This is a genomic window from Hymenobacter translucens (assembly GCF_020685205.1).
Taxonomy (GTDB): Bacteria; Bacteroidota; Bacteroidia; order Cytophagales; family Hymenobacteraceae; genus Hymenobacter; species Hymenobacter translucens.
Map to the genome: position 1 here is coordinate 220,882 of NZ_JAJERB010000003.1, position 21,599 is coordinate 242,480.

Below are 21,599 nucleotides of genomic sequence, written 5' to 3' on the forward strand. Positions count from 1 at the left end.
ACCCCAACTTGCGCTCCTGCAGGCCCGGCGCGTAGGACGCAACTACTGCTCTTCCCGCTGGCGCAGGGCCTGCTTATTCAGGTTGTAGAACAGCGTGTGCACGCTGGTATAGGCCGTTTCCTCGTAGCTGCCGTAGGTGCCGCGCTCGGCCAGGGCGTGAATCATTTCCAGTACTTCCGACCCATCGGAAACCGGCCCGGCCTGCGGGCCCTGGGGGACTGCTGCACCACCCTTCTTGTACAACCCCCGGTAGCCCTGGTGAATGAAGCGCTGCGCCCCGAGAAAATGCTGGAGCACGACAATCTTGGTTGCCAACGGCAAGTCAGCCAGGGCGGCGGCCCGCACCTCGGCCAGCTTGCCGTTGTACCGCTCCCGGCGCTGACCGTCCCAGGCCGGGTCCATCGTATCGAGGCCCGCCCGCTCCGGCCGGCACAGCGTAGCCACCAGCTGGTCGAGGGCCGCCGCGTTGGGCTTCTTGGGGTGGGCGAAGGCGCGGAAGTAGATATTCCCCATGGCGTACTCCACGGCGACGGCATCGGCCAGGTTCGGCTCCGGCAGCAGGTAGCGCACGCCCCGGTGCTCAAACTCCGTGACGGCCGCCGTGTCGACCGGCTCGGCCCAGATCCAGTTCGTTTCCTGGCACAGGTCCCATCGTTTGTCGGGCGTGAGCAGAACCAGCAGCTTGCGGGGCAGTTTGGGGCAGAGCACCCGCAGCACCTTCAGCTTCACCCCGCCCCGGGCGGGCTCGGCGTACAGGTAGGGAGCCAGGCCCAGCACCTGCGCGGCCGTCAGGTCGGCCCAGCACGTGGGCAGGTCGAAGGTTTTGCCGTTAAGCCGGAACTGCTTCATGTTCGGGGAGGGTAGCGGGGGCGGTTTCAGGTACTTCTTCGGCGGCATCTTCCGCCGCTTTCTCGGCCTCAATCATATCGATGCGCCGCTTCAGGCGGGCATTGAGCACGGTGGCCACGTCGTCGTCCATCAGCTGGAGCTTGCCGAAGTTGATAATCAGGCGGCGCAGGTGAATCAGCACCACGAGGCCGATAACGGCCTGCGGGAGCCAGATAAGCCCGGGCTCGTGGGTGCCGAAGCTGTGGGCGAAGCTCAGCACCAACGTGTAGGCGGGCAGGATGAGCAGCCACCACCGCCGAAACTTGCGCTGCTTAAGCAGCACCGTGGCCGTCAGGTCGACAATGAGCAGCAGCATCAGCATAAAGTAGCTGTATGACGGCGACCAGATGTGCTTCTCCACAAAGCTGCTCACGGCGCCGGCGACGACGGCCCCGACTTCGAGGCTTATCCAAAGGGCACGGTTGTTCATACGACAAAGGAGGGTTTGCCTGCGTTGTCGTAGAGCGAGGCAGCTGAGCTTTCCTCTTCGGGGTGCAGGGCGTCGAGGTGGCGCTTCAGGCGCTCAATGTACGAGGTGCCAATGCTGGCCTCTGACCGGCTCAGGGCGGCCACCCGTTCGGCGGGGGCGGCCTGGCTCTGGCGGATGCTGTCGTTGTCGCTGAGCAGACGGAACCCGCTGCCGGTGATGGCAATGCTCAATTCCGGCAGGGCGCTGCTCAGCCCCAGGTGGGCCAGCGCGGGCCGCAGCAGGTCGAGCATCTTCTTGTCGGCAGGCGTGGTGGTGCGCCCTACGATGCGGGCCTTCAACTCGTCGCAGGCCTCGTCGCCCAGCAGCGGCCGCAGGTTCAGGTCTTCCACCCGGCGCAGCGCCGGCAGCATGGCCAGGAACGTGCGCCGGCTGTCGCCGATGCCGATGTACTTGCCCAGCACGTGCGCGCCCGAAATAAACAGCTCCTGGCTCGACTGGTACGCTTCGGAGCTGGTCCACGTCGGGAAGTCGGTGGCCTTGAATTCGAGCCACGTCAGCGCCACGTCGAGCATCTTATCGCCGTTGCCCGCGGCGGCCTGCACGAAATTATTGTACACCCACTGCCGGGCGCCGGTCATATTCTGGGTCTGGGCCTCCATCATGCCCAGCTCCCCCATCGATACGGCCAGGAACGGAGCCGACTCTAGCACCGCGTAGTACCCCAGAGCGGCCCGCAGGTGCTTCCGGAGTGCCTTCTGGGCCTCGTTCAGTTCCTCGTCGCCGGCAGAGAGTTCGGCCAGCAGCTCGAAGCCCACGGCCGGTACCAGGTGAACGGTTTCGGCCTGGTCCACGAAGGACTTGACGGTCTCGAAGTTGAGATTTTTGTGCGTGCTTCCGAGTGCTTCCTTCAGCTCCTCAGTCGTTGAGAACAACATGGAAATTAACTTATAAGTGAAGTTTCGCTACTCGTGAGCCGTGGGCACGCCCTCTTTCTTGCCCGACTTGGACTCGGCCAGGGTGGTGATTTCGATATCCGCGAAGCCGTACACGTGGTTGGGGTTGAAGCCCATCAGCTGCTTGGCAATCTGGAACTGCCGGAGCAGGATTTTCCGCTTGGTGGGCGTGCGCAGGGCAATGTGCAGCTGGTAGGAAATCCGCTTCTCGCTGCCGGAGCCGCCAAACTTGCTGCCGGTGTCGATGCCGGCCAGCGACGGGTCGATGCCGTGGCCGCTGGTGTGGGCCGAGTTGGCCTGCTGGTTCACCGACTCGTAAGCCTTGTCGGTCATCGTGTTGGCAATCGGCTCAATCTGGAACCCGGGCATCGGCTTGCCCTGGGAGTCGACGCCGTATTTCGACACGAACGCCTTATCGGCATTTTCCACGCCGGCCAGCATCTCGTTCATCGAGTCCATCAGGTCCGCCTCAGCACGCTTCTGGGCCGACTCGTCGCCGAACTGCAAAAAGTAGTCCTTCGGTATCTTGATATGGTACTTGATGTTGTAGCCGTTATCGAGGCCGCTGATGTGGAACTGCGGCACCTTGTTGCTCACGATGGTCCACTTCTCCGTTCCCCAGTAGGGCGGGATATCGTAGTACTTCTGGCCGGTGGTCCAGTCGCGGCCCTGGTATAGGAAGTCCCCGTACTTGGTCGGGTTGCGCGGGTCGTAGGCCCGCACAATCTTCGCCTCAGCGGCTTTGACGTTGGCCCAATCGGGGTGAATGGCGTAGTTCTCGACGTCGCTCTTCTTAGTCACGCAGCAGCGCACGTCGGTGGCGTCGAAGGATTTGATTCGCTCCACCTTCCGGGAACCGTCCAGGGAGAAGGCCGAGAAGTAGTTACCGGCAAATTCGAGGTTGAAGGCCGTGCTGAGCAGCAGCTTGTCGCCGTCGATGTACTCGAAGAAGTCCTCCATCTCGGTATCAATGACCTCCTCGAGCACCTTCTTGCCGGCCACAATCTTCCGCTCGTACACCACCAGGCCCGCCCCGAGCAGGAAATCCCGGGCCGTGGTGATGAGCTGCGGCTTGAGGTGGTTGCCGTACACCAGCTTGAGCATTTCCTGCGGCTTGAGGTTGTTTTTGCCCCAGGGAGCAATGCGCAGGCCGCCCACCTTCAGGTCTTCACCGCCGAAGCTGGTATCGTTTACCCGGCCCCCGGTGAATTCAACCAGGGCGCCGGCTTTCTTCAGGACGTAGAAATCTTCGCCGACCTGGACTACATTCTGCTCCTGTCCCATCTTACACGTGCAGGATGCGCACCCCGTTGAAATGCGTGAGCAGAATGATTTTCAGGGCGAAGGCTTTGCCGGTCTCCACGTCGACCAGATGCAGGGTACCGTGCTGCTTGGCCTTGTAGCGGAACCCGCCGCTCGTGGGCGACGGTGCTGCACCACTGGCCGCCCCACCTTTCTTCACCTGGGCCTTGTGGCCCTTCGTGCCATCGGTTTTGTGGTAGGTAAGGGAGAACGTGCGGGCCTGCCCATCGGCCGCGCTCAGGTCAATTTCGGCCAGCACTGCCGGCATCTTGATAAGGGACATAAAGCCGTTTCGTTTTTTATCAAGATGCCCCGACCGGCCCCGGCTGGGTAGGACGCAAACCCGTTTTCCCTCTTTATTGCGTCTTTTCGAGTGATTCGACCGAAAACCAGCAGCTTACGCCGGAGATTGCCCTAAAAATTATTGTCTTACACGCGATGCAGAGCGCGCCCTTTAGCGGTTTGGCAATTGCCATTTTTGGCAACTGGAGGATTATATGCCAGGGCCTACCAGGGGCAACTAAAAGCAAAAACCCCGTTTCCAAAGTGGAAACGGGGTTTCAAATGGCAATTGCCCACGTGAGCGAGGCGGCAGATCTGCTGAGGTAGGACCTAACCCCTGCGGCCGCTGAGGAAATACACCGGGCTCTCGATAACCTGCTGCCCAAACAGGGAGCAGAACTTACGATACACGATGTTATCGAAGCAGTCGCTGAGGTGCGTGGCCTGGGCCTGGTCGAGCAGCTTCCGCTCGGACTTCTTGTTCTTGGTCCAGTCCGGATTGATGGGCGTGTTCTGGATGCTGATGATGGTGTACTTGCACTTGTTGCGGTTAATCCGAATCAGGGGCAGTCGCTCCTTGGTTTCGGATAGGATATCGTTCAGGGCAAAGTGCTTGAGGCGGTGGTCAGGGTCGAGGCCCTGCACCATCATCACCGAGGCCCAGCCCAGGGCGCTGAGGGCCTGCTGTATCTGCTGGTAGAAGGTGAGCGGGCTGTTGGTCTGCTTGTTATTGCCGTTCCGGTCGCCGTAGATATACACCGTCTTGTTCTGGTGGTCGGCATACCGCTTGCCGAATTCGGTCACTACCGCGTCGAGCATGTTGGTATCGCTCTCCTTCACGAACACCTCATCCAGGATGCGGAACTCGCGGCCGTGCTCCTGACAGACGAGCATCGAGGTGAAGGCCGCATTGAAGTCCCAGCTTAGCTCCAGGGGGCGCTTGGTGTCGCAGTCCGTGGTAGAGGGCAGGTGCAGCCCGGTCGCCTCGTCGTACTCATACGAGAAGGTTTTCCAGCTGCTGTGCCGGTCGGCGCTGAAGTTGGGATAGAAGCTGTTGGGCAGCTTCTTGAGCCGCACGTTCATTACCTCCACGTCCCACTCCAGCTGCGACATTTCCTTCCGCAGCTTAGCCAGGTACTTCTCCCCCAGCACGGCCACGTTGTCGTAGGCGGTTGATTCGAGGAAAAAGTACTCATCCGGATCGGTCTTGGCCAGCTCCTCGGTCTCGTACACCCACTGCCCCTCAGGGAGCCAGGCGGCGGATGTGTAGTCGCAAAACGACTGGTGCAGCCAGTGATTGAAGCGGTAGATATTGCCCCGAATCATCGGGAGCAGAATCTTGGCCACGTGCTCCCGCTTGAACAGGGCCGACTCATCGAGGTGGCCGCCGTCGTAGTTACCGCCCCGGGCCGTGTCGGGCCGGTCGAACGAGAGCATTTCAATGGTGTAGCCATTGATGAAGCTGATACAGTTCTCGTAGTTGCGCGGGGCCTGGTAGGGCAATATCCAGCCCCTGGGGGGCCGCTTGCCTACTACGTAGTGCCCCACCTTGTTTTTCAGGTCGTACTCGACCAGACCGTGGGCCGCCCAGCTGTCCATCGCCGACGGCAGCGTTTTGGTCAGTATCTGGTTATAGGTGAGGCCGGCCAGAAAGAACTTGGCCCGGGGCAGGTAGTTGAACTCCTGCCGTGTCTTATGGCCCAGCACCGACGACTTGCCCGAGCCACGGCCGCCGACGAAGCTGCGGCGCTTCTGGCGGGCGCTCAGGAAGGCAGCCTGCTTGGCGTTTACGTACACGCGCCGGCGCTCCTGCAGGAAAGAACTATGCTGGCTCATCGACTTCCTCGTATTCAGTATCCTCGGTATCCTGGCCGCGCTGCTGCTGCTCGATGAGCACGTTCGGGTCAGTACTGAACTCCATCGGCACCGGAATCAGGAAGATTTTCGGGTCCATGCCCGTATCGTCGCTGTCGAAGAGGCCCATGAGCTTATCGGCGTTTTCCTGGGCCCGGATGGCGGCCATAATGTTGCCGTCCTTGCGGGCCAGCTGGGCGAGCGTCTTGTAGTACTCGATGCTCACCATCCGCTCCCCCTTCTTGTCGACCTCCTCCAGGTCACCGAAGAGTTTGATGCTGTCGCGCACGATGGCGTAGAGCTGCGGTTGGCTCAGGCCGTACTCCTTCTCCAGAATCTGCTTTACCTGCCCCTTGCTGAAGCCGGTGCTGAGCAGGCCCTGGGCACGCCGGTACCGGCCGAGCATTTCGGTTTCTTCCGGCTTGAGGTCGACCCCATCCAGAAAGTGGGCCCGGTACTTATCGAGTTTGTCGCCTTTTTCGAGTTTCTTCATACAAAACGTGGGCTGTGCTACCTAAGAAGCAGCACAGCCCACGTGGCGCGTAGGACGCAACAATTCGTGTTTGCAGGGTTCACCTACAAACCGCTATCTTTGAGCCTCATTGGACCTGAGAATCCCAATGGCTTCATTTCGCGCCGTTCCGGACGTGAGACGTTGAACTGAAGAAAGCCAGCTGCCCCAAAGCCGCTGGCTTTCGCATTTTAGAACAGGCTCAGTTGCTCGGCAATTACCAGGGCGGGCTCCTTGCCGGCGCGAAGCGTCGAGGGCAACGGCGGCGGTGCCATGGGCGCTGCGGGCCGGGCTGCCGGCGCCGCGGTCGGGCGGGCAGCCTGGATGCACTGTTCTACCGGCACCGGCAGCACGCCGAAGAACCCGCTGTGCACGTGCCAGGCCCGCCAGCACTCCATCGAGAGGGTATTCATCCATGCCACCTCCCCCGTAATGCCATTGGCGAAGAAATTCAGCACCGTCATGCGGGCACAGCGTTGGTCGACGTCGGCCGCGAAGAACGTGTTGCCCGGGGACTGTTCAGCGAAGGCCAGCAGCATCCTTCCGGAGCCGCAGGCCGGGTCCGCGACGGTTTTGTTCACCACCGGCTCACTTCCGGACGTGAGCCCGGTCATCAGCTTGCAAATGCTGTCTGGGGTGAAAAATTGCCCGTTGTGGCCCCGGGTGATGTGCTCGGTGAAGTACTCGCCCAGCATGTCGCTGTACGGCCGCTCGTTGGCGTCGAGCATCACCAGGGCCATCAGCTCGGCCATGCCGTTCAGCTCCTCGCGGGTGTACGCCTTGGAAATTGCCAGGTACTCGGCTTCGTTGGCCTCGTCCGTGACGCGGCCGCGGGAGGCAAGGTTGGTCGGGTGGTACGAGCCTGTGGCCAGTATCAGGAAGTCGCCAAACACCCGCTCAATCGAGTGGCGGCGGCCCAGCTGCTCCAGCAGCTTGACGAATTTGGAATAGTAGTTAGTCACGTTGGCAGGAAATGAAGAATCCCGACCAGGGGCCGGGATTCTGAGTTAGAAGGGGGCCTCGTCAAGCGGGGCCGTGTTCTTGGCATTTATCAGCTGGAGCAGCTGCGCGGCATACTCGAAGGTGAGCCGGAAGCCGGTCACGTGGTGGAAGGCAGCAGCCAGGCGGTGGCCGTAGGTTTGGGGCCGGTAGGTGTGCTGGCCCTTCTGGTGGGCCAGGATGAACGACCAGATATCCTGCTCGGTCACGTGGACGCCGGCGCCCTCGGTCAGGTTCATCGCCTGCACGTCAAGGGGCGTACCATCGCTCCTGCAGTAGCGCCGCAGCAGCCCGGGGGTGAAGTGGTTCACGTCGCCCCACCGCCGAAGGCTGGCCTCGGTGGTCGAGCAGAGGCCCCGGCTGATCACGCCCCAGGGCGTCACGTCGGGCAGCTCATCCCCGCCCACCTCCACGAAGGCCCGTAGCATCGTCATCGCGCAGCCCGACTCCTCAATTATCCACTCCATGATTTCATCGCTGGGCAGGTCGGGCGGGGCCGGTCGGCCCATGCCGTCGAGCACGCTCAGCGGGTCAAGGCCGTAGCTGGCAAGGAGCCGGGCGGTCTGCACGTTGAAGTGACGTTGCGCGCCCACGACGGAGGCGAAGGCGTAGTAGCCCGGCTCGTCGAGGGCGCGCTTTTGCATCACGCGTTGCTTTTGGTCACCCCTCGGCATCCTCGGCTGATTGGAATAATGACGGCGCTGCGCCCCCTATCACGTCGCGGGCCCGCTGCCGGTAGCTTTCTTCGCCGGGCACGTCTCCCAAATTCACCAAGAGCGTGCCTTCCTCGAAAAAATGCTTCCAGCCCCTCCCCAGCTGCCGGCCCCGCTCGTTGTGCTTGTCCAGCGCGACGTCGGGAATGTCGAGGTGCCGGTGCTCGTGCCGCATCCAGTGGTAAATCAGCGCGTGGTCGACTACGCGCGACTTCTCGCTGCGGCAGAGCAGCAGCACGGCGTGGGTCAGGAATAGACGCTCAGGCTGGTTCTTATCATCCTTCTTGCTGGCCTGCAACTTGTGGTGCTGGTAGAGGGCGGCAATTTCCGAGGCAATGCCCGGCACAGCCAGGCCCACGTCTTCGCTGGCAATGATGCGCAGGCGCTTCCAGACGTACTCGGCAAAGTTGCTGTTGAACAGTTCCACTGCCCAATACATTGCCTCATCCTCCAGCCCTCGACGTATGCTCTTCTGGAGCGCGCTGGCCACTTCGAAGAAATCATAGCCCTTCGCTGTTTTAATCTTGTACTTGCTCATGAGTCTGGGTAATGCAGTAGCATCCCCCGGCCGATTTGGGCCGGGGGTGCTGGCTGCTGGTTGGGGTTAGGGGTTAGGCTTTAGCGAGGTAGAACTGGTGGGCCTCGATGTGCCGGCCGATAACCAAGCCGCTCGGCGTGGTCTTCAGGGCCTCGGTCGTGTGGTTATAAATGTCCCACAGGCTGCCGTCACCGAAGTTGGTCTGCTCCTTCAGCTCGGCGCGGATGATGCGCAGCTGGGCCTCGCTCACGACCTGCTCGGAGTAGAACAGCTCGCCCAGGATTTCGTGAATCAAGCGGGGGTTCACCTCGACCTGCTTCATTTTCTCCGAATCCAGCTGGAGCTTGCGGTAGTGCTCCTCGAGGCGGTCGGCCGCCTTTCCGAGCATCGTGTTGAGTTCCTGCACAATGTTGCCGTTGTGCATCGCCAGGCTCTTGAAGTCGCCGGCGAACATCAGGTTCGAGCAGACAATCACGCGGGAGCCGCCCACTACGCCGACCTGCATGGTCTTGTCGTAGCTGTTGCGGAAGCCCAGGCACATATCCTGCTCCCCGTTGAGGCCCTGTACCGTCAGGTGGCCGAACATCTGCTGGCCGTTCCGATTCTGCGTGTACCGCTCATCCTTCACGGCCAGGCCTCGCTTATCGAGCTGCTCCTTCACCGACGTGATCAGGTCGAGGTGGCTCAGGGGCGAGTACGTTTTGGTGGTGGCGGGCACGGCCGCGCTCAGGATGATATCGAGGTTGCTCGGCCCGGTCGGCGCCGGCGTCGAGGTGAGCACGATGCCGGAGGCCGTCACGTCGCCGGCGGGCTGGGGTGCGGGAGCAGGCTCCTGCACTACGACTACCTGGGCGGCAATGGCGGACGACTCTTCCTCCTCGATGACGAGGGGCAGCACTACCGGGGCCGAGGGCTCGGGCGTGGGCTCCAGCGTGTCGTCGTCGCCCATGGTCCCGAGCGTGGCTTCAGCCAGGCAGGCCAGCACGTGCTCGTAGTCTTCGGTGGCGGCCTTTTCCTTGACGGTCTTGCTCAGGAACTGGAGCGGGGTCTTAGCCGACTTGCCGGCCAGCAGGCGGGCATAGTCGTTGCGGTTGGTGGTTTCGTCGGCTTGGCGGAGTTCCTCGACCAGGTCGGATTTGAAGGCGGTGGCGCTGTACTGTTTCATGGGGTTGAGAATGGTTATGAGAGGTTGAACTGATTATATAAAGGTCTTCATATACAGCGAGATACGGAAGGCGGCAAACCTTTATTTTCTAATAAAATACTGGCTAAATGGGCACAAAAAAGCCCCTCAGCGCAATGCTGAGGGGCTTCTTACACCTATTGCTAGGATACTATTTCCGCAAAGAAGCAATCTCCGTTGAACTGGCTGAACGAAGTGTTTCTTCGCTAAAGCTTTCCCGAAGCATCACAGCCCCTGTCCACCGTTCACAATAAAGTTCCCCGCTCACGGTTTCATGTTTAACTACCCATACAGGGCCTCCGGTCACATGAACTACAAAATCTCCTGCTTTAAATTTTTTCATTGTTAAATACATTTAAGTTTAACAGGAGCAATGATAGTCACTTAAAAAGGAATTTTTAGGGTCTTTTGAAACTGGTGTTTCCGCTTGGCCAGCACGTTGTCTTTCTTCTTCTGAATCACGTCGCCGAAGCAGCGGCGCAGCAGCTCGTAGTCGGCCTGCTCGGCATCGAGGTTCCGGAACTCGGCTAAGCCACCCTGCCCGACGAAGGTGTCCTTCTGAATGAAGGTGAACCGCATATCCTTCCAGATAAGGCGGTGGTGGTAGGCATTCAGGCAGCTAATCCAGTAGTCCTCGTTGCAGATGATTTGCGAGTTGTACCAGAGCTTCGAGCCCTTGAGCAGCCCGGTCGCGCAGCCGGTCACGTAGCCAGTCAGGCTGATCGGGTTCAGGGCCTTGAACATCGTCGGGTTCGGGTTCGAGCTGAAGCCCCACAGGTACGCCCCGGCCTGCTTGGCGGCGTAGGCTGTTTCCTGGATAATCGCCATGGCCCGGGCCGGCTCAATGCTCATCTTCTCCCCAGGGGGCAGGTACATGCGCCGGAAGTCGGTAATGTCGTCATCCAGCTGGAGCATATCCCCGAAGTGATGATACATCCAGTTGCGCTTTGCCGCCAGGCCGACCACCGAATCCGGATGCGTGACCAGCTCCGTGCCCGGGTGCGCGCGGCGGTACTCGGCCAGCTGGCTCTCCGGGATGCAGACAATGGCGTCGGGAATAACGTCGAGCGTCAGGATGCGCCCGGCCCGCTTGTGGCTCGGGATAACTACTTTGACTTGCATTTCTCGGCGAAGGCCCGGGCCTCGATTACGTGGGTCTTACCGACCTCCCCTGACTTGTAGCTTTGCATCTGCTCGATACCCAGGATCTGCGCCACGTTGTTGGCATCAATGTCATTGCGACACACGATGATGAACGAGCTATACTTCTCGCTGAACTCGGCCACGATGGGATACTCCGGCTTCTGCTCCTGCGCATCGATGCCGGCGTCCTTCATCAACTGCTCGAGCGCGGGCAGCTCCAGGCCCACGTCGGCCAGCACGTCGGCGTAGTCCGAGCGAAGCAGGTCCTCAATCCACTGGCCCTCGTTGATGTTGGAGGCCAGAATGATTTTCTTCCGCTCGTCCTCGGTCAGCGGGCGGTTGGGCACCATCACCTCAAACTCCTCCTCGGCCCGGCCCAGGCCCATCAGCAGGTTGTGGCGCTTGTTGAAGGTGAGCAGGATGTTATCGGTGTCGACCGTGGCCGCTTCGAACACACCCAGCTCCTGGAGCTTTATCTCCAGGCGGCGGCGGTTCTCGGTCGTAATCCTGCCGAACGGGTTGTTTTCAAGCGGAACCAGGTCGGCCAGGCGCCGGCGTTCCGCGTGCCACATCAGCGGCATTAGTTCTGGTGTTGTCTCCATTTCGGATTCGGCTGAGGAAGTTGCGTTTGGGTGACCCGGTGACGCCGGGCGCGGTCAGCACGCCGCTTGTGCTGGCGGTATTCGCGGCGCTGGCCTGGGCGCTGCGAGTCGGCGGGGCCGGTGACGGCCGTGGTGCCAAGCACCACGGCCAGGACCAGCAGCAGGGCAAGTAGGGTCCGCCCCACCTGCCTGCGTTGGCGAAGCTCCTGCATTATGACTGAGGCAGAGGCTGAACCTTAATGCTCATTTCCAGGTGGGTTTTCTCCACCTCCAGCTTCGCCACGCGCTGCTTCAGTCGCACGTTCTCAGGGTCATCCTTAAGCTTTTTCTTGGCCTTGCTCAGGCTGGAGCGCACGTTGCCCAGGTCCCGAATCAGCTGGGCCACGTCGACGGCGGGCAGCTGGGGCTCGGCCTCCTCCGAAGCGGGGGTACCTTCCGCGCCGGCTTCCGGAGCCGGGGCGGCCGCCGGCTGCTCCACCACGAGGCGGCGTTTCTCGGCCAGGGCGTTGTACTGATTCTGAAGGTCCAGAATCTCCGCTACCCGGCGCTTCTGTTCCTCGGGGTCGGTCAGGTCGGCCAGCGTGTTGCTCAGCTGCACCCGCTGGTTATAGAGGCGCTGCATCAGGATGGTGATATCCTCCGTCTGCTGCTGCACCTGCTCAGGCACGTCGACCGGGTCGGGCTCAGGCGGGGCCACCGGCGTGATGAGCGTACCGGTCGGCAGGTCGTACACGGCTGGCTGCTCGACGGTGCCGACCGCGCCGAGCACCTGCTGGATAGCGGCCACGTCGCTCAGGTTGCCCTCACAACCAGCCTTAATCAGCTCGTACGTCAGCTTTTCACGGTTGGTATCGGATTCTTTACGGCCCAGGTGGGCTACCAGTGTGCGGTTTTTGGAGTGCTGACGAAGAAGCGAAACGCCCTCGTGGTAGTCGGCTTCGGGGCCGGCCTGCAGCCAGTTAACAATGTCTTCCATGCGCGGAAACGGTTTGATTCTGTGAATAGTGAATCAAAACTACCGGGCCGCATACCCTCAAAATAGGACGTAACTACTCGTCCTCGTCGCCGTTTCCCTCCCCTTCCTCGTCGTCGTCAAAATCCGGCTCAAACGCATCGAGCATGCTGGCATCACGCCGCACGAAGGACACAAACGCCTCGACCGTCTCAATCTTATCGTTCTCCTGCAGGAAGAAATGCGGGTCCCTCAGCGGGTCGATGCCGGCGCGCAGCTCATAGGCCAACTCCAGGTACTCGCCCAGGGCGCGCATCAGATACTTACCGTTCACGTCGTGACGGCCGAAGGTATCGGACAGGGGCGGTAGGGAGAGGGACACAGCGCGTCGGCAAGCCAGGGAAATCGCTGCTAAGTCCTGAGCCCACACGTGAGCCAAGAATACGGGTCATGCTCCCGCTCTACTCCCTGGCCGTTTTTCGACGGCCAAGGCGCACGTGGTGGTAAGAGGTAATCAGGACTTAGCGGGGGCAAGATAGAAACAAAAAAGCCCCGCCTGATTTAGGCGGGGCTTTTTTGTTGACGGTGCCGGCGACTAGCTGGCGCGGGCCGTGCGGCTTTTGCTAGTCGACGCGGGCTGGGCCTCCTCATCCGACGAGCTGGTGGCTACCGCCGTGGCGGGCACCTTCTCGATGATGTGGGTGCGGCCGTAGAGCTTCTCGGCAATCGTGTCGTCGATTTGGTCGATGGGGTACTCGGTACCCTCGTAGTCGACGGCGCGAAGGCCCTCAGCGTTCACGATTCGATATTTTTGCAGCATAAGCAAAGGGATTTGAGGCAGAAACTAGGAGTGCTTGGTGGTGAGAATCCCAATGGGTGAACTGAGGCCAGCGGCCAGCTGAGCTTACGCGGCGGCCTTCAGGGGAATAGCAGCGGTGTAGTAGAACGGCACGTGGGTGAAGCCCTCGCCCGTGAACTTGAAATCCGTGCCATTCTTGTCCGTGCCCTTCTTGCCCGACTTGTAGTCATAGTCAAACTTCACGCCCCGGCGCTTGTCGCCCAGGATGCGGAGGTTGCCATTGCTGTCGGTGCCGATAACCACGAAGTCGCCGTTGATGGCCGCGTTGATTACCGCGTCGATGGTAGCAATGCCGCGGGGCACGTAGGTGTTGATTTCGTGCGTAATCGACTGGTTACCCTGGTCACCGCCCGACTTATGGTTCAAGTCGCCGGTATCGGATGCGAACTCCCACTTCACAAAGCCCTCGCCTGCTTTCGGCACGATGGCCGTCGCGATGGTTACCCCGTCCGCACTGGGCTCGGGGAAGGTCATGATGTCGCGCCGACGGATAACGTGCAGGTCGGTCAGACCGCCCGGGTTCGCGCCGCAGTCCTCGGCGACGATGTGGGTGATGGGCAGGCAGACGCCGGCCGTCATGGCGCCGGTCGAGGAAACGACTAGTACGTTGTACACGTCCATGCCGTGGGGCACGGCGTGGGCCAGGGCCTGCAGCTGGGTGGGCAGGAAGATGGTGGCCAGCATGAGCACGCTCAGCATGAGCAGGCCGACCGAAAAGAGCTTTTTCATGATCGAGGGAAGAATTGCGAGAGTCGTTGGAAAAAATCCCGGTGGCCGCATCGCCACCGGGTTACTTCATCATTTCAGCAGCTGGTGGGCCTACTAAGCGTTGTTAGCAGGTTCAGCAGCGGCAGCTGTGCGCAGGGCCTGGCCTTTGGTCAGGGCCAGGTCGTTGCACCATACCATCTCGCCCAGGGCGAAGTCGGCGCTGGCCTGGAAGTCGAGCATCACGTTCACGTTACGCTTGCTCTTCTCGATGACGAAAGCGTCGAGCTGGTTCAGCTCACCGGTCAGCCAGGTCAGGTTTTCGCGCTCCGTGATAATCACGCCGTTGGTGCCGGACAGGCCGGGCTCAGCAATCAGCGTGATGTTCGTGCCGTCGAGCACGGTCTTCTTGAACTCGGTGTAGGTGCCGATGGTACCGAAGGTGGCGCGGTAGTCCAGGTTGTAGTGACGCATCACCGTCGGCTCCACCAGGCAGATCAGGTCCTCGTTGATTTTATCCGAGGGCACCAGCGAAACCAGACCTTCGAGCTGGTCGATGGCGTTGTTCTGGGTGATGGGGGCACCGGCGAAGATGTTGCCGGCCGGCACAGCGCCAGCGTCGGAGAGCAGCGGCAGGATGCCGTCGAATACGCGGGCGGCCAACTGGCTGTCCTCGCGGTACACGCCCTGGAAGGCGGCCTTCAGCTGAAGCTCCTCGCGCACCTTAGCGGCAATGCGCTCCAGGATGAACTGGAAGAACGGGGCGTCATACACGTCGCCGCGGCGGCTCTTGTTGATGCGGCCCAGGTAGCTCTTCCACATCGCGTTGATGAGCTTCGGGGTCAGCAGGAAGTCGACTTTGCAGTCGCGTACCCGGCCTTCCCGGTTTTTGAAGCCGACCGTGCCTTTGGGGGTGAAGCTGTCCTTGCCACCGGGCTGGAGCACCTCGCTAATGAACATCTGGGTCAGGTCGACCCGGTCGGTCACGTCGACCAACAGGTTCATGTAGTTGAGGAAGCTCATGCCATCGATGAGGGTCTGCGTGAGCAGGGTTTCCGAGTTTTTGTAGGAGTAATCCTTCAAGCGGGCCGGAAGTCCCGAGAAATCAACTGCTGTCATGGTATCTATCCTGGAAAGCGTGAGGGAAAAAATTTACAGTCTGGGTGTTGTCTGGGGCCGTTGGGCTACTTCTTGTCGCTGCCGTGCACGCCCTTGATGCGGGAGATGTGCTTGCTGGCGATGGTTTCGAAGGAGGCACCTTTCTGGGCGGGCTTCGGCTCGTCGTCGTCGTTGAGCTCGTCGTCCTCCCGCTCGTCCTCAGCCTGGTTGTCCTTTTTCCAGGACTCCAGCGTGGCAACTTTGTCGGTGGCGGTTTTGAGTTCGGCCTGGGTCGTTTTGAGCGAACCTTCGGCCGTGGTGGCGCGGGTGGTCATCGTGGCCAGGTCCGCCAGGGCCGTAGCAGCCTTCTGCTCAGCGCCGGTCTTTTCGCGCTCCAGCTCCTCGATTTTGTTGTTGGCCTGTTTCAGATTGGCCTCCGTAATGGTGGCGTCGGCCGTGGTGAGCCCCAGCGCGGTGGCTAGGCTTTTGAACTTGAAGTCCATGCGGTGGAAAGGGAAGAAGTGAAAGAAGAAGCGTTATTGCCCATGCCGGGCGTTTTGGCGAGTTGCGCGGCTTTGTTCACCGCGTCCTGCAGCGAGCCGATGGCATCCACGAGGCCGTGCTTCTTGGCATCGGCACCGTTGTAGACTTTGCCTGTGAACAGGTCCTCTTTGGCGCTGAGCTTGCCGGCCCGGCCGCTCTCGACCGTGGAAATGAAGGTGGCGGCAATGCCGTCGAGGTCGGCCTGCACTGAGGCAATTACTTCCTCCGTCAAGGCCTCGACGCTGTTCAGGCGGGCTTTATCAACTGCGCGGCTGGAGCGCAGGATCGTCACCTTCATACCCTGCTTCTCCAGGAACTGCGACTGGTCCACGTGCATGCAGAGCACGCCCAGGGAGCCGACGTAGCCGGTAGTAGCAGAGTTGATGTAGATGAAGGCGCACTGGGAGGCAATCCAGTAAGCAGCGGATGCTACAAGGCCGTCGCCGTAGGCAACGACCGGTTTGGCGCTGTTTTTAATGGCTGCCGCGAATTCTTCGGTACCATCGACCTGGCCGCCCGGGCTGTCGATATCCAACACAATGGCACTGATTTCCGGGTCACGGTTCGCAGCCGCAAGGGAGGCAATCAGGTCTTTGGTACCGAGGGAGCACATACCCCCACGCTTTTGAATGGTGCCCTGCACCGGAATCACTGCGACTTTCGAGCCCGACGTGGTGGCGGTACCGCCGCGGCCGTTGGCAGCCAGCAGACCGGCCATTGCCTCCGCCATGTTCAGGCCGTGGCCCTGGGGCTTTACGTCGACGCCGGCCAGCTCACCCGACTCGCTCACCCACATCGAGGGGAAGCCCTGGGCATCTACGTGGGGGTAGCGGCGCGGTACTACTTCCTCGGCCGAAAGAGCTGGCAAACCGGCAGCCAGGCGCTGCATGATGCTGGCCTTGGCGACATTGTAGTACTTGCTTTCCAGCGCCCAGGCGGAGGAGGTGATGAGGTCGAGCATTGTCAATCGTGCTTAGCGATATACAATGTTCGCCTCCTGAGGCCCGGGCGCGTAGGACGAAAAGCAGGGATGGAATTGGCTAGGCAGGTCTGCCCCAGTCTTTCGCAATCCACTCTTCCGCTGCTTCAATGTTCATCTCGATGATGGAGCCGAGCGTGATGCCGAGGAAGGCCATAGCGGGCGTGACGTAAATGACTTCAATCTTCATAGGTCGAGGCGTGTAGGATTGCCAGTCAGGAGGAGTTGACCGCCGGCCGTGCCGGAGTTGTAGAAAGGGCCGGACTGCTCATTGAGTGGTAGGTTGAGCAGCGTAGCCCCATCGGATTCAATTTTCACCGAGTCCAGAGTGCCTTGCCACTCATAGCCCTGGCCCGCATTTCGAGCCGACCACGCAAAATCAAGCCCGAAATTCGGGTCATCCAGCAGCTCAAACGTGCTGGTGTAGGTCACATCGAGCACCCCGTTGAGGTAGCCGTACAACTTATCCCCGATGCGGTGAAACAGCACGGTGTAGAAGGCGCCAGGCGGGCAGGGCGTGTTCAGCGTCACTAGGATACTGTTGCCGGTATTGTTGCGCTGGAAATTCCAAAAACTCACCAGATTCGAGCCGACAAACCCATACAGGACGCTGAAAATATCGCCGGTGGCCCCGCCGGATGAACCGACCTTTTGGATGATATAGCCATCATCCACCGCGTCGGGGCGAAACCGAATAGTGATTTTCCATTCCGCGCCCAGCATCACCGAGAAATTACCAATAGGCAGCGTGGCAAATTGGTTGATGCCGTTGAATTGCAGCGCCCGGTTGATAAGCACCGGGCAGACGTAGTAATGAAAATACGGGCGCATGGCTACGGCTTCAGGATAAGAGAGCCATAGGTTGCGCCGGGGGCCAGCACGGCCGTTATCTTGCGGTAGTCGCCGGTATTGAACGCCCAGGGCGCCTGTGGCACCACCACGCCCTGTATCTCAATCGTGTAGGAGCTCAGGTTCTGGGTGTCGACATAGGCAAACGTCCCGGTTTCGCTGGCATCGACCGGGCCTTCCCAGACCACGCCATCCGGCCGGAAGTGGTACCGCTGGCCGGGGGTGTCCAATGCCGCCGCAATGGCATCCTTAACCGTCTTCACGCTGGGCACGTTGGCAACGCTGTTACTGGCCAGGCTCTGCTCAACGACGAGCTGCGAACCTGCAGGCTTTGCATTTACCTCATTCAGCGCCGCGACCAATGAAACCTTGGTGGTTGTGGTCAACCCATCCAGTACTCCAATGCGGGTCGCGTTGTCATCCGCCTTGCGCTCCAGCAGCCCAATGGCAACCAGTATTGAATCAGTGGCGGCAATTGCCCGGCTGGCCTGCCCTTTCACGTAGCCGGTGAGCAGCGCCCCAATGGCGCGGGCCGTCGTGAAGTATTTGTTGTTCATACCCTCCGGCAAGCCATCCGTCGAGGTTGGCCCAGCGGTACCGCCACCGCTGAGGGGCGCAAAGGCTACCCAGTTCGGGTCGTTGTCGAGGCCGGTCGGGGCCGGGTTCACGAAGGCCGTTAGATTCTTGCGGGCCTTGAACAGGCGCACGGCTCCGCTGGGGAACGTAAACTGAATCGGATCATCCTTCAGATACTGATGGTCCTCGTCGACAAACTCTGGATAGGTGGCAATCCGGTCGCTCTCGCTGCCCGACGTGAGCACCCAGCGCGCCTTGCGTGTGGTGAATACGTCGGCATCGGTGAAGGCCGTCAGCGTGCTGCTGCTGTCCGGTACCAGCTGGTACGAGGCCCAGTCCCGCACGATGCCCGCCGCGGCCTCGCCGGCATCGACCGGGTTGAGCACGTGGCACTCCATGTTCAGCACGCGCAGCTCGAAGGGAATGGCATCCCGGCCCGCCAGGTTGGCTTTCAGGTGGGTGCCGCCGCGCAGCTGGTTAACCGAGAGCGTATCGGACTTTCGGACGAGCGTCGAGTAGACAATGGCAAATAACGCCTGCCGGGCAACGGCAGGCGTTATTTCCTCATTTTCATTATCGCGGAACTGCTGCACAATGAAGTCCAGCAGCACGTCGCGTTCCATTTCGAGGGGGTGAGCCATAGGTTAGCTGAAGCCGAAGTTGAAGCCAGGGGAAAAGGCTTTGCGCCTGCCGCCCGGCACGATTTCTTGATGCAGGTAAAAGGGGGCCGGCACGCTGGCTTCCCCGAAAAAGGTCAGGGGCCGCCCGTTGCGGTCGGTGGCGCGCTTGCCCGTTTCCAGGTCGGCCGAGAAGCGCAGCGGCTCCGTGGGCGTGCCGATAAGCTTGGTCAGACCGTTGCCATCCTGGTAGGCTACCACGAACTTGCCCCCGGTCAGGCGGGCAATTGCCTCCGCCACGTCGGGCGCGTCTTTCGGAATAAAGAGCTGGAGCTTGAGCTTGTAGAAGGTGCCCTGCTCACTCTCGGCCTGCTGCTCGTCGAAGCCCGCCGTTCCATCGAGGGCGAACACGTCGGCATAGTTGAGCGGGTCGACCAGCTCCATCTCATCAAGCAGGCTGGCCCCCTCCATACCCGGGTAGCCCAGCACGTTGCTGGCTGGCCACACGCGAACGGCAATAACGCCGCCCACATTGACGCCACAAAAGGGTAAGAGCGGCAGCAGCACGACTACTGGATAGTGAGGGTGATGCGGTCGAACTCCACCAGCTTCGCCATCAGCTGCTCGTAGGCCGCCTGCGAGTTGTAGATTTTGTCGTTGGTCTGCATCTTCGAGAGGCCCACGAGCAGGCAACCTTGGGTATCGGCCGCCGTGTTGCCCGGGTGAATCCGGACGCCGGCGAAGCCCGGCACGTTCTGCACCAGCGGCATGAGCTTCTTGAAGCGGTTGCTGATGTTGAGAATTACCGGGTAGGTGCCGGCCGGAATAGCCGTGGCACTGTGCACCTTTGCCTCTCCAGACTTGCGCACCACGTCTTCCAGGGTGTAGCAAAAGAGAATACCGTTAAGCGTGAGCTGCCCAACGGTGCATTTTTTCGAAAGCCACTTGCGCGTGACAACTAGGGTTGCAGTCTTCATATACCCCAAGAAGGCGCGGGCAGGGCCCGGCGCGTAGGCCGGAGCCGGTCAGCTCCCGAGGTAGCTGGCCTGGGCCTGCAGGTGGCAATTGCCAGAGCATCGGACGGCAACTAGCCGGACCCCTGCCGGGTTGCCCTGACCACTCCATCGGGCAGCCTGGGGAAGAAGTGGCAAAAGCTGGGGAAGAAGTGGCAAATCTTTTTTTTCGGTTTTGCCTTACTTTTTTCGCGTGGAACCGTAGCGTCAGACCCTCGACAAGTCCACCTTGCTTGCCTTCGTCACCGGGGCCGTCGCGGAGATTTTGCGTACCAGGTACTGCACGCCGTCGACCATCACCTTGCGGGTAAAATCAAACTGGGCCAGCACGTCGGGCGGCAGGGCCCACAGGTCTTTTACCACCACCGGATTGAGTTTCACCTGCAGCCATTCCCGCAGAAACTGCTTGTAGGTACCCGCCTCGCCATCGAGGCGAAGCGAGAGCGTTCCGGTCTGCTGGCCGGCCAGATTCCGGTTGTGCGCGTCGAGCATCGGGTACACCTGCCCGGGCGTGGCCAGGGGCTGGAGGCCCCGATAGAAGAGCAGTCGCACGGCCGTGCTGCGCGTCCCCTCTCCCCCTACCTGGAAGCCGCGCTGGCTCATGTGCGGGAATAGCCCGGTCTGCCTGCCGACCAGGTCGAAGTCAACACGCTTCATCCGCGTGGTGGCGTGCCCCTGCTCCTGGCGGGTGCCACCGCCGTTCACGTCAAGCGGCCGGTAGTTCAGGCCAAAGAATTCCCAATCCAGCGCCGTTGACGGCTCACCCAGAAAATAGCGGGCCTTCGACTTGTAGTACGCATCTTTCTCCACCACAAGGCGGATCTGCGGCTCGGGCAGCTTGGGCCGGCCGAAGGCATCGAGCGTGACCGGCGCCGTGGTGGGCAGCTCGCTGAGCAGGGTCACTGGGTCACCGACCACCTGCCCCTCGAAGCCCTTGCCCAGGTCCTTAGCGGACACGTCTTCACTATCGGCGCGGTAGGCCAGCGTGACGCCCTTCGGCGTACTGATCGTTTTCTCCGGTGCCGGCGTGGCCACATGGGTGAGGTCCACGTAGTCGGGGCTCCCGAGCACGTCGCGGCAGTACACCGTGCGCACGGTGCCCCGGGGCGTGAGCACCACCACCAGCCCGAAATCATCCCGCAACACCTTTAGAAATTCGGCCACCGTCACGTCGGGCAGCACGTCGGCCAGGTAGAACGACTGCACGAAGCTGATGGAATTGAGGCTCGGCAAGCAGGCGTTGCCGGCCACGACCAGCGTCCGCATTTCCCCAGCCAGCATGTCGGCGGTGTCGACTACGAAGCCCAGTTCCCGGAAGATGCTGGTGAGCACGTAGTGCACGTAAGGAAAGGCGCACATGGGCGGCTGATCGGGCAGGGCCTGCGAGCCGCCCGGTACCGAGAAGGGAATCCGGTAGATGAACGTCCCGCCAGCCGGCTGCCCCAGGAAATCAATGTCCGAGTACACCCAGGGGTTGACAAAGCAGTTCGGGTCGGGCAGAGTCGTATCGAAGAAGCCTGGGTTATGCAGCGGGGCAAACACGTAGTCGAACGCCTCCGGATTCTGCACTGTCGCGTTGGCGTGACCAATAATGCCAGGCCGGAAGAAACCGGGGGAGGTCTCTTCGTAGAGCGGCACTTCCCGCTTGCCGCCATACTGGAACTCGTGAAGCTTGCGGCCGTCCATTGCGGCGGCCAGTGCGTTGAGTCCCCCAATAACGCCCACGGTATAGCGCCGGGTGTTCACGCCCGTAACGTTCTGCACGCCGCGCAGCAGCGTGTAGCCGTCCTGGCTCAGCTCAGCGGGCAGCTGGCTGGGAGCGGCCTGCGCGTTGGCTGGCAGTTCCGGGAAGCCGTACACCGGCCCGTTGTCCTCAGCGGGCACGCCCAGGGCGTAGCTGAAGTTGCCCTTCAGCGCTTCCTCGTCGAAGAGCGGCGAATTATACTCCAGCTGCACGCTGGTACCGGGGGCTAGCACGATGGGCGTACCGGCAGAAGTGAATTCCAGCAT

The 21,599-nt window shown here is 61.1% G+C and carries 26 protein-coding genes; all 26 read right to left on the bottom strand.

Annotated elements, in window-relative coordinates; translation table 11 throughout:
* Positions 1–42: 42 nt before the first annotated feature.
* The gene (locus tag LJY25_RS08125) at positions 43–849 is read right to left on the bottom strand and encodes a hypothetical protein (RefSeq protein WP_227607823.1); all 807 of its coding nucleotides are present in this window, start codon (positions 847–849) and stop codon (positions 43–45) included.
* Entirely contained in the window at positions 830–1,318 is a 489-nt protein-coding gene (locus tag LJY25_RS08130; RefSeq protein WP_227607824.1) for a hypothetical protein, read from the bottom strand. Before LJY25_RS08130 ends, LJY25_RS08125 begins: the two co-directional genes overlap by 20 nt.
* The gene (locus LJY25_RS08135; protein WP_227607825.1) at positions 1,315–2,253 is read right to left on the bottom strand and encodes a DUF6712 family protein; all 939 of its coding nucleotides are present in this window, start codon (positions 2,251–2,253) and stop codon (positions 1,315–1,317) included. Before LJY25_RS08135 ends, LJY25_RS08130 begins: the two co-directional genes overlap by 4 nt.
* Before the next feature lie 27 nt (positions 2,254–2,280).
* Positions 2,281–3,555 (bottom strand): hypothetical protein, encoded by a 1,275-nt coding sequence (locus tag LJY25_RS08140; RefSeq protein ID WP_227607826.1) that lies wholly within the window; start codon positions 3,553–3,555, stop codon positions 2,281–2,283.
* A 1-nt stretch (position 3,556) separates the two neighbouring features.
* A complete protein-coding gene (locus LJY25_RS08145) occupies positions 3,557–3,856 on the bottom strand; it encodes a hypothetical protein (RefSeq protein WP_227607827.1) in 300 nt (99 codons plus the stop codon).
* Between the two features lie 329 nt (positions 3,857–4,185).
* Positions 4,186–5,691, bottom strand: a complete 1,506-nt coding sequence (locus LJY25_RS08150) for a hypothetical protein (RefSeq protein WP_227607828.1) — start codon at positions 5,689–5,691, stop codon at positions 4,186–4,188.
* Positions 5,678–6,202, bottom strand: a complete 525-nt coding sequence (locus LJY25_RS08155) for a hypothetical protein (RefSeq protein ID WP_227607829.1) — start codon at positions 6,200–6,202, stop codon at positions 5,678–5,680. The genes LJY25_RS08150 and LJY25_RS08155 overlap by 14 nt, the downstream gene beginning before the upstream one ends.
* 209 nt (positions 6,203–6,411) lie before the next feature.
* Positions 6,412–7,182 (bottom strand): N-6 DNA methylase, encoded by a 771-nt coding sequence (locus LJY25_RS08160; protein ID WP_227607830.1) that lies wholly within the window; start codon positions 7,180–7,182, stop codon positions 6,412–6,414.
* A gap of 45 nt (positions 7,183–7,227) precedes the next feature.
* The gene (locus LJY25_RS08165) at positions 7,228–7,863 is read right to left on the bottom strand and encodes a hypothetical protein (RefSeq protein WP_227607831.1); all 636 of its coding nucleotides are present in this window, start codon (positions 7,861–7,863) and stop codon (positions 7,228–7,230) included.
* Between the two features lie 16 nt (positions 7,864–7,879).
* Entirely contained in the window at positions 7,880–8,470 is a 591-nt protein-coding gene (locus tag LJY25_RS08170) for an AAA family ATPase (RefSeq protein ID WP_227607832.1), read from the bottom strand.
* 73 nt (positions 8,471–8,543) lie between these two features.
* The gene (locus LJY25_RS08175; protein ID WP_227607833.1) at positions 8,544–9,635 is read right to left on the bottom strand and encodes a DUF932 domain-containing protein; all 1,092 of its coding nucleotides are present in this window, start codon (positions 9,633–9,635) and stop codon (positions 8,544–8,546) included.
* Positions 9,636–10,037: 402 nt separating this feature from the next.
* A complete protein-coding gene (locus LJY25_RS08180) occupies positions 10,038–10,775 on the bottom strand; it encodes a GREB1-related protein (RefSeq protein WP_227607834.1) in 738 nt (245 codons plus the stop codon).
* Positions 10,760–11,398: a hypothetical protein gene (locus LJY25_RS08185; protein WP_227607835.1), complete on the bottom strand. Its 639-nt coding sequence runs from the start codon at positions 11,396–11,398 to the stop codon at positions 10,760–10,762. The genes LJY25_RS08180 and LJY25_RS08185 overlap by 16 nt, the downstream gene beginning before the upstream one ends.
* A 211-nt stretch (positions 11,399–11,609) precedes the next feature.
* Positions 11,610–12,374, bottom strand: coding sequence for a hypothetical protein (locus tag LJY25_RS08190; protein WP_227607836.1), 765 nt, complete (start codon positions 12,372–12,374; stop codon positions 11,610–11,612).
* Positions 12,375–12,447: 73 nt separating this feature from the next.
* Positions 12,448–12,732 (bottom strand): hypothetical protein, encoded by a 285-nt coding sequence (locus LJY25_RS08195; RefSeq protein ID WP_227607837.1) that lies wholly within the window; start codon positions 12,730–12,732, stop codon positions 12,448–12,450.
* A 213-nt stretch (positions 12,733–12,945) separates the two neighbouring features.
* Complete coding sequence (locus tag LJY25_RS08200) at positions 12,946–13,170, bottom strand: hypothetical protein (RefSeq protein ID WP_227607838.1); 225 nt, start codon at positions 13,168–13,170, stop codon at positions 12,946–12,948.
* A gap of 84 nt (positions 13,171–13,254) precedes the next feature.
* Positions 13,255–13,938 (bottom strand): hypothetical protein, encoded by a 684-nt coding sequence (locus LJY25_RS08205; protein ID WP_227607839.1) that lies wholly within the window; start codon positions 13,936–13,938, stop codon positions 13,255–13,257.
* A 93-nt stretch (positions 13,939–14,031) separates the two neighbouring features.
* On the bottom strand, positions 14,032–15,033 hold the full coding sequence (locus LJY25_RS08210; RefSeq protein WP_227607840.1) for a hypothetical protein: 1,002 nt from the start codon (positions 15,031–15,033) through the stop codon (positions 14,032–14,034).
* A 65-nt stretch (positions 15,034–15,098) separates the two neighbouring features.
* Positions 15,099–15,515, bottom strand: a complete 417-nt coding sequence (locus LJY25_RS08215; RefSeq protein WP_227607841.1) for a hypothetical protein — start codon at positions 15,513–15,515, stop codon at positions 15,099–15,101.
* Entirely contained in the window at positions 15,491–16,516 is a 1,026-nt protein-coding gene (locus LJY25_RS08220) for a S49 family peptidase (RefSeq protein WP_227607842.1), read from the bottom strand. The genes LJY25_RS08215 and LJY25_RS08220 overlap by 25 nt, the downstream gene beginning before the upstream one ends.
* A 79-nt stretch (positions 16,517–16,595) precedes the next feature.
* Positions 16,596–16,724: a hypothetical protein gene (locus tag LJY25_RS21230; protein ID WP_262908702.1), complete on the bottom strand. Its 129-nt coding sequence runs from the start codon at positions 16,722–16,724 to the stop codon at positions 16,596–16,598.
* Complete coding sequence (locus LJY25_RS08225; RefSeq protein ID WP_227607843.1) at positions 16,721–17,365, bottom strand: LamG domain-containing protein; 645 nt, start codon at positions 17,363–17,365, stop codon at positions 16,721–16,723. The genes LJY25_RS21230 and LJY25_RS08225 overlap by 4 nt, the downstream gene beginning before the upstream one ends.
* A 2-nt stretch (positions 17,366–17,367) precedes the next feature.
* Positions 17,368–18,600, bottom strand: coding sequence for a hypothetical protein (locus LJY25_RS08230; RefSeq protein WP_227607844.1), 1,233 nt, complete (start codon positions 18,598–18,600; stop codon positions 17,368–17,370).
* A gap of 3 nt (positions 18,601–18,603) precedes the next feature.
* Positions 18,604–19,143: a hypothetical protein gene (locus LJY25_RS08235; protein ID WP_227607845.1), complete on the bottom strand. Its 540-nt coding sequence runs from the start codon at positions 19,141–19,143 to the stop codon at positions 18,604–18,606.
* Between the two features lie 2 nt (positions 19,144–19,145).
* On the bottom strand, positions 19,146–19,553 hold the full coding sequence (locus LJY25_RS08240; protein WP_227607846.1) for a DUF5675 family protein: 408 nt from the start codon (positions 19,551–19,553) through the stop codon (positions 19,146–19,148).
* 243 nt (positions 19,554–19,796) lie between these two features.
* Positions 19,797–21,599, bottom strand: a complete 1,803-nt coding sequence (locus LJY25_RS08245) for a hypothetical protein (RefSeq protein ID WP_227607847.1) — start codon at positions 21,597–21,599, stop codon at positions 19,797–19,799.